Origin of the sequence: Aeromonas sp. QDB56, assembly GCF_027705505.1 — a bacterium.
Classification (GTDB): domain Bacteria; phylum Pseudomonadota; class Gammaproteobacteria; order Enterobacterales; family Aeromonadaceae; genus Aeromonas; species Aeromonas caviae.
The window spans coordinates 1-9,796 of sequence record NZ_JAPDBZ010000148.1 but is presented as its reverse complement, the minus strand read 5'-3'; the positions used below and the strand labels follow the sequence as shown (position 1 = coordinate 9,796).

At 55.1% G+C, this 9,796-nt stretch carries 9 protein-coding genes and 1 pseudogene; 6 read left to right on the top strand and 4 right to left on the bottom strand.

What is annotated here, in order from left to right:
* Window positions 1-320: 320 nt before the first annotated feature.
* Complete coding sequence (gene nadS / locus OKB81_RS17420; protein ID WP_114523085.1) at window positions 321-605, bottom strand: NadS family protein; 285 nt, start codon at window positions 603-605, stop codon at window positions 321-323.
* Between the two features lies 1 nt (window position 606).
* A complete protein-coding gene (locus tag OKB81_RS17415; RefSeq protein WP_160839572.1) occupies window positions 607-939 on the bottom strand; it encodes a type II toxin-antitoxin system RelE/ParE family toxin in 333 nt (110 codons plus the stop codon).
* A 355-nt stretch (window positions 940-1,294) separates the two neighbouring features.
* On the opposite strand from OKB81_RS17415, the gene OKB81_RS17410 reads away from it, so the two are divergent.
* From OKB81_RS17410 to OKB81_RS17380, 6 genes and pseudogenes are all read left to right on the top strand, one after another.
* Entirely contained in the window at window positions 1,295-1,615 is a 321-nt protein-coding gene (locus OKB81_RS17410) for a Y-family DNA polymerase (RefSeq protein WP_270665153.1), read from the top strand.
* Window positions 1,606-2,325 carry a DinB/UmuC family translesion DNA polymerase gene (locus OKB81_RS17405; RefSeq protein ID WP_270665154.1) on the top strand — a complete coding sequence of 240 codons (720 nt, stop codon included), beginning with the start codon at window positions 1,606-1,608 and terminating at the stop codon, window positions 2,323-2,325. The genes OKB81_RS17410 and OKB81_RS17405 overlap by 10 nt, the downstream gene beginning before the upstream one ends.
* A gap of 357 nt (window positions 2,326-2,682) precedes the next feature.
* Complete coding sequence (locus OKB81_RS17400) at window positions 2,683-2,811, top strand: hypothetical protein (protein ID WP_270665155.1); 129 nt, start codon at window positions 2,683-2,685, stop codon at window positions 2,809-2,811.
* A 698-nt stretch (window positions 2,812-3,509) separates the two neighbouring features.
* Window positions 3,510-5,960 carry an EcoAI/FtnUII family type I restriction enzme subunit R gene (gene hsdR, locus OKB81_RS17395; RefSeq protein ID WP_270805339.1) on the top strand — a complete coding sequence of 817 codons (2,451 nt, stop codon included), beginning with the start codon at window positions 3,510-3,512 and terminating at the stop codon, window positions 5,958-5,960.
* 35 nt (window positions 5,961-5,995) lie between these two features.
* Window positions 5,996-7,575: pseudogene (locus OKB81_RS20880) on the top strand (N-6 DNA methylase).
* Window positions 7,575-8,033, top strand: coding sequence for a hypothetical protein (locus OKB81_RS17380; protein ID WP_270805337.1), 459 nt, complete (start codon window positions 7,575-7,577; stop codon window positions 8,031-8,033). Before OKB81_RS20880 ends, OKB81_RS17380 begins: the two are co-directional and overlap by 1 nt.
* A gap of 567 nt (window positions 8,034-8,600) precedes the next feature.
* Here OKB81_RS17380 and OKB81_RS17375 read toward each other — a convergent pair.
* The gene (locus OKB81_RS17375; protein ID WP_005331303.1) at window positions 8,601-9,314 is read right to left on the bottom strand and encodes a M48 family metallopeptidase; all 714 of its coding nucleotides are present in this window, start codon (window positions 9,312-9,314) and stop codon (window positions 8,601-8,603) included.
* Entirely contained in the window at window positions 9,314-9,733 is a 420-nt protein-coding gene (locus tag OKB81_RS17370) for a hypothetical protein (protein ID WP_270805336.1), read from the bottom strand. The genes OKB81_RS17375 and OKB81_RS17370 overlap by 1 nt, the downstream gene beginning before the upstream one ends.
* Window positions 9,734-9,796: the final 63 nt, after the last annotated feature.

Sequence of the window (9,796 nt, the reverse complement as noted above, 5' to 3'; positions counted from 1 at the left end):
TGGCGATAAAATCAGATCACAATCGAAGCCATTTTTATATCTATTTCAATTGGTTGCTGCTAAAGATCCTGTACATGTGTCATCCCATCATTTTGACCCAAGCATAATGCACCTTTGAAGAGTGCAAACCTTGAACTCTTCTATGGACAGAAATGGCACATTGCACACGAAAAATCCTAAATAACTGATCCGAATAGTGCTACATCTTGGCCGTGCCATAGCCATTTCCAGGGAAGGGCGAAACGTTATCCATGAAGCGCTTCACTTGAGCCAGCAGATTAGCCGATCTCAACAGTGAAACGATCAATTTCATCCGGCCTTCAATGGGCCGCCAGTTCGCGGAACAGTTCGGGGCGCTCTTGGAGCAGTGCCAGCACCTTAGCCGTCAGCCCAGTTGGATTGCGGCGGCGGGTTTCCCAGCTCTTGACCGTATCCACGCTGGTACCAAGCCCGATAGCAAATTCCTGCTGCGAGAGATCGAGGGCTGCACGGATCGCCTTGACATCAGCCACCTCATAGCGGGTCAGTTCTGATGCCTCGCTGCGGCCCTGCTTGATGGCGATGGCCTCTTCCAGAGAGGCTTGCAACTCATTGAACATGCTCATATCAATCCTCATCTTTTAACTGTGCGGTCAGTTTCTTCAACACTGCTTTTTCCGCGGCGGTCAGGCTGGTCTTCTCGCTTTTGGCATAAGCCAGCACTAGGTAAATTTTTTCAGCATGGGCCAGGAAATAAATCACTCTGGCACTGCCACTCTTCCCTTGCTGCCCTGTCGCCATCCGTACCTTACGCAGGCCACCTGCCCCTTGGATCAGATCCCCCTTTTCGGGGTCGGCAATCAACTCAACCTGCAACGACTTCAGTTCATCGTCACTCGCGAGCGCCTTAATCTGCTTGGTGAAGATGGAGGTTTCAATAAACTCGATAGCGTGACTCAAGCGCCAATTACTCTTTAGGGGCCTTTGATGGTGTACATTGTACACCTCATTATAACCGTGAGACAACCTCAAGCCAGCACAAGAGACAGCCAACAACGACGAAGATGGTATTGCGCTTGCACTACGGCGCTGGGTCCTTTTGTAGGAGGATTTAAGGAGAGCAACACCAAAGTATTGTTCTTAATAGCTTACTGAGTGAACCCGAGCGGCTCCAGATAAAACGGGGATAACCCTTAGAGATCTGCAGCCGTCCCAGATACCATCTATCCATGCCAGCCTTGAACCTTACCTATGGACAAAACTTCTTCGTTACTCATGAAAAAGTCGTGCATCCATGGACATAGGGCAGTAACTCGTGAGTCGGCGTGCTGTCTGGGGTTGCATTGATGTCCATAGCCCTCAATCTTTCCTTTATGTCGATGAGGCATTTGTCGAACTCAACGAGAGTTGGGCGGGTGATCTGGTTGAGTATGGTCGTCAGATCCGAGCACGAGTGCAGCAGTGGACGGGGCTCACGGTAGGAGTTGGTATCGGTCCCACCAAAACTTTGGCCAAGTTGTCTAGCTATGCCGCGAAAAAATGGCAAGCGGCCACAGGCGGGGTGGTCGATCTGCGGGATGAGACTCGGCGTGCCAAATTGATGGCAGTTACTCCGGTCGATGAGGTGTGGGGATAGGTCGTAAACTCACCGCCAAGCTGGCGGCACAGGGCATCAACACCGTGGCCGACCTGGTCGCAACCGATATCAAAACCCTGCGCCAACGTTATGGCGTCGTCGTCGAACGCACCGTGCTGGAGTTGCAAGGGATACCTTGTTCCGAACTGGAGCAACTGGCTCAAGCCAAACAGCAGATCATCTGCAGCCGAAGCTTTGGCGAACGGATCACCGCCATCGGTCCCATGCGGGAGGCGCTGGCAGGCTACATGGAACGTGCCGCCGAAAAGCTGCGAGCAGAGGGGCAACGGTGCCAACATGTGACCATATTTATCCGTAGTAGCCCCTTCTCCGAGCGGGAAACCTACTACGGAAACCAGATCGCCACCCGGTTACCGTTCCCCACCGCTGACACCCGTAAACTACTCGCCCAAGTCGAGCCGCTTCTACGCCGTATCTGGCGGGATGATGTTCGTTATATGAAAGGAGGAGTCATGCTCGCCGACTTCACCCCTACGGCCATGCAACAGGGAGACCTTTTCGCCGACGAACAGCAAGCTCCCCGCAGTGAGGCTCTCATGCAGGTGATCGACAAGATTAATCAGGGCCAACTGGGGAAGGTCTACTTCGCAGCCCGAGGGCGGAACATCAAAGAATGGACGATGAAGCGGGAGCAGCTCAGCCCCCGCTATACCACCTGTATCAAAGAGATCCCGGTGGCGAAGGCATAGCGCTGACTATAGGTACTGATGCAGGGCTAACAACAAGGTGATCAGCGCTGGCGCGACAACGGCATGGCCTAATTGTGACGGCCAGCAATTTGACAAAGCTCAACAAAGTAACCACGTTGGCCGGGAAGTACGCCACTACTCCCTTAAATTGATCAATATCAAAAAAGCCAAAGCTCAAATCTGTACGATCTCCATACGGCACTCAAAGATCCCTCGATTGAACACAATACGGAAGGGATGAGAGGCTTGTGTCTTTAAATGAATGATCGCAGAATGCGAGATGCTGTCATAATCAACATGTTGTGTCGGTATATATAAAAATAACTACATATTGTGTAGTTGCAACAGGAGTTAACCATGGCCATGAACAAGCATTACTTCAACCCCCTGGGCAGCGAGTTGCCCATACCCTGGCATAGAAAGGAGTATATTTATGTCCAAAAAGAAGCGGCGTTTACGCCGAGGCCGGCCGGTCACCCAAAATGATAAAGCCACCTTACCAAGGTGGTTAAGGTGGCTTGTATCTGAGCTCCGTGATGCTCTCGTCAAAATGCTTCAAGGAGTTTTCATCAGTCTGGCAATGAGTGTGATACAGCACGCTGTAACTGATAGCTCTTGGGGTACCAGCCCAGAAGCTACCAAGGCACAATATTATCAGGCGTAACCAAGGGGCTCCGGCCCCTTTTTTCATGTACTGTTTTGGCAGTTCATGTTGCGATACGCAAACAAATAATGGGACAGACAGAGCGACTGCGTCAACCAAAATCGTTACAACGTAAATAGTCGCCACACCGTTCTTACCTACAGTAAGCCGCCTTTGCCCGATCCAGATAGCGGTGATACTCCCGCACAGTATCACCATAACAGAGCTGCAGATCCTGCTCGACCTGACGGTGCCCAGTACCGTGGCAGTGTGGGCAGGCGTGCAGCTTTGGCTTGGTCAGCTCCCCGATACCAGAGCAGGCCGGGCAGTGTCCACCTTAAGTATCCCGTTCACAGCGCGAAATGATAACATTGACACGCACGGAGACGGCGGCGTCACGGTTCGCTGCGTTAGGCTACTGAGATTCCCATACCAACTTAATAGAGCCGACTTGGCTCAACTTTTGAACTCATAACCCTCCCGTATCCCCCCTTATTCATGAGAACATTTGGACGAGTCCTCTCTTGCCAAGGAGCGTCCTGTGTCCCCCATCAACAAAGCCAAGCTGACCGAAGCAGACATCATCTCCAAGTTCCTGTTGCCTGCCGTCAAGGCAGCCGGTTGGGATGACCTCACCCAGATCCGCCAGGAAGTGAAGCTGCGGGACGGTAAGGTGGTGGTGCGCGGCCAGCTGGCGGCTCGCAGGAAGGTCAAGTCGGCCGACATCGTGCTCTATCACAAGATGGGGCTGCCATTGGCAGTGATTGAGGCCAAAGCTAATAAGCACGAGATCGGCAAGGGGATGCAGCAGGGGCTCGATTATGCCCGCCTGCTGGAAGTGCCTTTCGTGTTTGCCTCCAATGGCGATGGCTTTATCTTCCACGACAAGACCGACAGCCAGCAGTTGGAGTCCCAGATTGCGCTGGAGGACTTCCCCGCACCCGCCCAGCTGTGGGACAAGTTCTGTACCTGGAAGGGCTACCAAGCGGCTCAGTTGCCGATGATCACCCAGGACTACCATGACGACGGCAGTGGCAAGTCCCCGCGCTACTACCAGTTGCAGGCCATCAACAAGACCATCGAGGCTATCTCGGCAGGCCAGGACCGCATTCTGCTGGTGATGGCCACCGGCACCGGCAAGACCTATACCGCCTTCCAGATCATCTGGCGGTTGTGGAAGGCCAAGGCCAAGAAGCGCATCCTGTTTCTCGCCGACCGCAACATTCTGGTCGATCAGACCAAGATCAATGATTTTCAGCCCTTCGGGGCGGCGATGACCAAGATCACCGGCCGCACCGTAGACCCTTCCTACGAAATCCACCTCGCTCTCTATCAGGCGCTGACCGGCCCCGAAGAGTCGCAAAAAGCCTTCAAGCAGGTCTCCCCTGATTTCTTCGATCTGATCGTCATCGACGAGTGTCATCGTGGCAGTGCAGCCGAGGACAGCGCCTGGCGCGAGATCCTCGAATACTTCGCCTCGGCCACCCAGATTGGCCTCACGGCCACCCCCAAAGAGACCGAGAGCGTCTCCAGCACCGATTACTTCGGCGATCCGGTCTATAGCTACTCACTCAAGGAAGGCATCGAGGATGGTTTCCTCGCCCCCTACAAGGTGGTGCGGGTAGACATAGACGTCGATCTGCAAGGCTGGCGGCCGACCAAGGGGCAACTGGATAAGCAGGGCAACGAGATCGTTGACCGCATTTACAACCAGAAGGATTTTGACCGCACTCTGGTGATCGACGAGCGTACTCAATTGGTGGCCGAGACCATTACCAACTACCTCAAGAAGACCGATCCCATGGCCAAGACCATCGTCTTCTGCAACGACATCGATCACGCCGAACGGATGCGCCGCGCCCTAGTAAACCTCAACCCGGATCAGATGGCCAAAGACGATCGCTACGTCATGAAGATCACCGGCGATGACGACCTGGGCAAGGCCCAGCTCGATAACTTCATCAATCCGAAGAAAGCCTATCCGGTCATCGCCACCACCTCCGAACTGATGAGCACTGGCGTCGATGCCAAGACCTGCAAATTGGTGGTGCTGGATCAGAACATCCAGTCCATGACCAAGTTCAAGCAGATCATCGGCCGTGGCACTCGTATCGATGACAAGTACGGCAAGCTCTGGTTCACCATTCTCGACTTCAAGAAGGCCACCGAGCTGTTTGCCGATCCCCGCTTCGACGGCGTGCCGGAGCGCGTCATCGTGACCAAGCCGGAAGCGATCAATGACCCGGATGACGCTCTCGGCGATATCCTGGAGGGCACCGATCCGCTGTCACCGGACGAGGGTGCGGCAGACACCGATGGGCTGCCTGGTGTTGAAGAGACGCAGGGCGGTTATTCCGCCGAAGGCTCAGCAGACGGGCAGTCAGGGAGTGGCCCAGATCAGCCCGAGCCGGGCGAGGTGCGCAAATACTATGTCAATGGCGTCACCGTCGGCGTCATCGCCGAGCGGGTGCAGTATTACGACGCCGATGGCAAGCTGGTGACCGAATCCTTCAAGGACTACACCAGAAAGACCCTGCTCAAGGAGTGCGCCTCGCTCGATGCGTTCACCAAACGCTGGCAGGCCGCCGAGCGCAAGCAGGCCATCATGGATGAACTGGCGCAAGCCGGTGTGCTGTGGGACGTATTTAGTGCCGAAGTGGGCCAGGATCTCGACCCGTTCGACCTCATCTGCCATGTGGTATACGATCAGCCGCCGCTGACCCGCCGTGAACGAGCCGACAACGTCAAGAAGCGCAACTATTTCACCAAATACAACGAGACCGCCCAGCAGGTGCTGAACAGCCTGCTCGACAAGTATGCCGATCAGGGGGTGTGTGAGATCGAAACCAAGGAGGCGCTCAAAGTCGCGCCCTTTACCGAGCTGGGTCGCCCGCTTGAGTTGGCCAAGAAAGGTTTCGGTGGCCCCAAACAGTTTGAGCAGGCCATCACCGAGCTGGAAGAAGAGATCTACCGCCAGCCGCAGCGCGCCTGAATCCCTGTTCGGTAGCCGCCTCCCGGCACCAGATTATGACTCCCGTGGCCATGCAAATCATGGCCACTCGCTTTTATCGAAAGGCCCAGCGCCTTAGCAAGAATGAGAATGCCATGTCATCCATCAGTTCCGTCATCAAGTCCATTCAGGACATCATGCGTAAAGACGCCGGCGTCGATGGCGATGCCCAGCGCCTGGGCCAACTCTCCTGGCTGCTGTTTCTCAAGATCTTCGATGCTCAGGAAGAGGAGCTGGAATTCGAGCTGGAAGACTATCGCTCCCCCATCCCCGAGCGCCTGCTGTGGCGCACCTGGGCGGCCGATGCCGAGGGCATCACTGGCGACACCCTGCTCGATTTCGTCAACAACGACCTCATCGACAGCCTCAAAAGCCTGCCGGCCAACATCGAGCACAACCCGCGCGGCTTCGTGGTGAAAGAGGCGTTTAGCGATGCCTACAACTACATGAAGAACGGCACCCTGCTGCGCCAGGTGATCAACAAGCTCAACGAGGTGGACTTCACCGACTCCAAAGAGCGCCACCTGTTCGGCGACATCTACGAGCAGATCCTGCGCGACCTGCAAAGCGCCGGTAACGCCGGTGAGTTCTACACCCCCCGCGCCGTCACCCGTTTCATGGTCAACCGCATCAATCCGCAACTGGGTGAGAAGGTGCTCGATCCGGCTGTGGCACCGGCGGCTTCCTCGCCTGCACCGTCGATCACCTGACACAGCAGGCCAGCACCAGCGCCGACCACAGGTTGTTGCAGCAGCAGATCCACGGGGTTGAGAAGAAACAGCTCCCCCATCTGCTCTGCGTCACCAACATGCTGCTGCACGGCATCGAGGTGCCGGCGCAGATCCGTCACGACAACACCCTGGCCCAGCCCCTCTCCAACTGGGAGAGCGACGTGGACGTCATCCTCACCAACCCGCCGTTTGGCGGTACCGAAGAGGACGGCATCGAGCAGAACTTCCCCGCCGACCTGCGCACCCGCGAGACCGCCGATCTCTTCCTCCAGCTCATCATCGAGGTGTTGAAACATGGCGGTCGCGCCGCCGTGGTGCTGCCCGATGGCACCCTGTTCGGCGAGGGGGTCAAGACCAAGATCAAGCAACTGCTGACCCAGGAGTGCAACCTGCACACCATCGTCCGGCTGCCCAACGGCGTCTTCAATCCCTATACCGGCATCAAGACCAACATCCTGTTCTTCACCAAGGGCCAGCCCACCAAGGAGGTCTGGTTCTACGAGCATCCCTATCCGGCCGGGGTGAAGAACTACAGCAAGACCAAGCCGATGAAGTTTGAGGAGTTCGAGACTGAAGTAGCCTGGTGGGGCGACGAGGCCGACGGTTTCGCCAGCCGGGTCGAGAACGAGCAGGCTTGGAAGGTCGGCATCGACGACATCATCGCCCGCAACTTCAACCTCGACATCAAAAACCCCCATGTCGGCGAGCAGATCAGCCACGACCCCGGCGAATTGCTCGCGAGTTACGCCAGCCAGCAGGCCGAGATCCAGACCTTGCGCGACCAGCTTAAAGCCATCCTGAGCGAAGCGCTTGGAAACAGTGAGCCGCTGGGCAAGGGCGCAGCTGATCAGGGGGAGCAGGAATAATGGCGATTGAGAAGCTCATCACCGACCACCTCGATCTCTGGACTTCAGCAGTACGCCCGAAGAGCAGCGCAGGCCGTGGCAGCAATAGCAAGCTGGAGCTCACCGGTATCAAGAAGCTGCGCGAGCTGATCCTGGAGTTGGCCGTGCGCGGCAAGCTGGTGCCGCAAGACCCTAGTGATGAACCGGCCTCAGTATTGCTGGAGCGGATCACCGCCGAAAAGGCGCGGCTGGTGAAAGAGGGCAAGATTAAAAAGCCCAAGGCACTGCCGGAAATCAGCGAGGAAGAAAAGTCGTTTGAATTGCCGGAGGGGTGGGAGTGGGCAAGATTACCTTATATTTGTGATTATTCCCCTGGGAAAACGCCGTCAACTAAGAACCCTCTTTATTGGGATGATCTCGATGTCGGTACTCCTTGGGTTAGGGAAAGTGCGAACAAGTATCCCACGAACAAAAAATGAAAATTTTAGTCATTTAATATCAATGGGTTACCAGTAAATGCTCTCGTGCCATATGACTTATTCGCACCTTCCTAAGCCAATGTTTCTCTACTTTGCCCATCCAACAAAGATCTCAATGCTTTGTTTCTTTCAATGAAATTGAGGTAGTGCTTAATCAAAAAAAACAGGGATAGTAAAAAGATGAAGCATGTGAATGACCAGAACCACGCACTGATCCCATTGGTAGTGCCATTCAGCATCTGGCTAAAGTCAGGCCATAGGTGTTTAAGTAAATCCCACATATCTAATCCCAAATGTTCAACTGATTCTTGAAAAAAACCGGCAGTCTTTAACCTAGGGAAGGTGCGAATAAGTCATATGGCACGAGAGCATTTACTGGTAACCCATTGATATTAAATGACTAAAATTTTCATTTTTTGTTCTTGGGATACTTGTTCGCACTTTCCCTAGTGTTTTGACCAGGTCGAGATAACGAATGAACAAAAACAAAGTAATCCGCTCAACAGATGAGCCGCGTCAATCTGGTTTTGCCGGCACCATACCACAAACTTACCTAACTACTTTTCCCTAATACCCCCACCGGTTAAACGCCAGGGGCATCTTGTTGAGCTTCTCGCGATGCTCGCGCCAGTTGGGCAGATGGGTATCCATCAGTGTGATAAATCGCTGGTTATGTTTGCGCTCTAACAGGTGAACCAGCTCGTGCACCACAATAAATTCCAGGCATTCGGGGGGCTTCTTGACTAATTCGAGGTTGATCCAGATGCGGGATGTATCTGTTTTGCAGCTCCCCCACATGGTCTTCATCCGTTTGATACCGACAAACGAAGGGGTGACGTTGAGCAAGGCCTGCCACTTGGCCATCAATATCGGCAGCCGCTGGCGTAGCAATTGGCGATACCAGCCCAGTAGCAAGGCTTCTCGCTTCGCGGCGTCATAATGAGCGGGAACCCGCATCCGGATCCACCCCCCTTGTAGCTTGACGCTGTGCGCTCCCTCAACCGGGATCACCTCCAATCGATAGCCCCGTCCCCAAAGGTAGTGCGTCTCGCCGCTGCACATCTGGCGCTCGCTCTGACGTGGCTGCGCCTGAAAGTGGGCCTGTTGCTGCCGGATCCACGGCAAGCGTCTGACCACGGCCATTCTGATGGCCGTCTGTGACAGCGACGCCGGGGCCGAGACGCGCACGCGACCATCAGGGGGCAGCACATTGATGTGCAGGTTCTTGATCCCCTTATGCTGCAACTCCAGCGTGAGCTCACCAATGGTGATCAGGGGCATCAGTGGTACTCCTGCTGCGCTTTCACCAGCTCCATCACCTCGGCAACGGTCACATCGTATCCCTTGGTTTCTTCGGCAATGGCAAACGCGATCTCCCGCTCCTTGAAGCGATCGCCATACCAATCGGCCTTCTTGGTATAACGCACGGCGGTATCAATCCTGGCCACCAGCAGCTCATCCTTGCCCAGATTGTCATAGAGTGCCCGTTTGGCTGCCGTGTCTATGCTCTCTGGGTAGGCGCTCTGGCTATGGCTCTGTGGATATTTCACCTGCTTGGCCAGCTCGCGGACCTTTTCCAGATACTCCTGATAGGAGATGGCCTGCTGGCGGCGCAGATCGATCAGCTCATCGAGCAGCACCGACATCCTCTCGTAGTATTTGGGGTTGACCGGGTTCTCATCGACGGGGCCTTGTTGCACAAATCGGGGAACTATCTAGCCAAGTGGTGATCTGATCTCCCGGATCAATCACCGAGCACAGTC

Excerpts from the sequence above, each read along its gene's own strand:
- nadS (WP_114523085.1), bottom strand. The coding sequence starts at position 605 with ATGAGCATGTTCAATGAGTTGCAAGCCTCTCTGGAAGAGGCCATCGCC.
- OKB81_RS17400 (WP_270665155.1), top strand. The coding sequence starts at position 2,683 with ATGGCCATGAACAAGCATTACTTCAACCCCCTGGGCAGCGAGTTGCCC.
- OKB81_RS17380 (WP_270805337.1), top strand. The coding sequence starts at position 7,575 with ATGGCGATTGAGAAGCTCATCACCGACCACCTCGATCTCTGGACTTCA.
- OKB81_RS17375 (WP_005331303.1), bottom strand. The coding sequence starts at position 9,314 with ATGCCCCTGATCACCATTGGTGAGCTCACGCTGGAGTTGCAGCATAAG.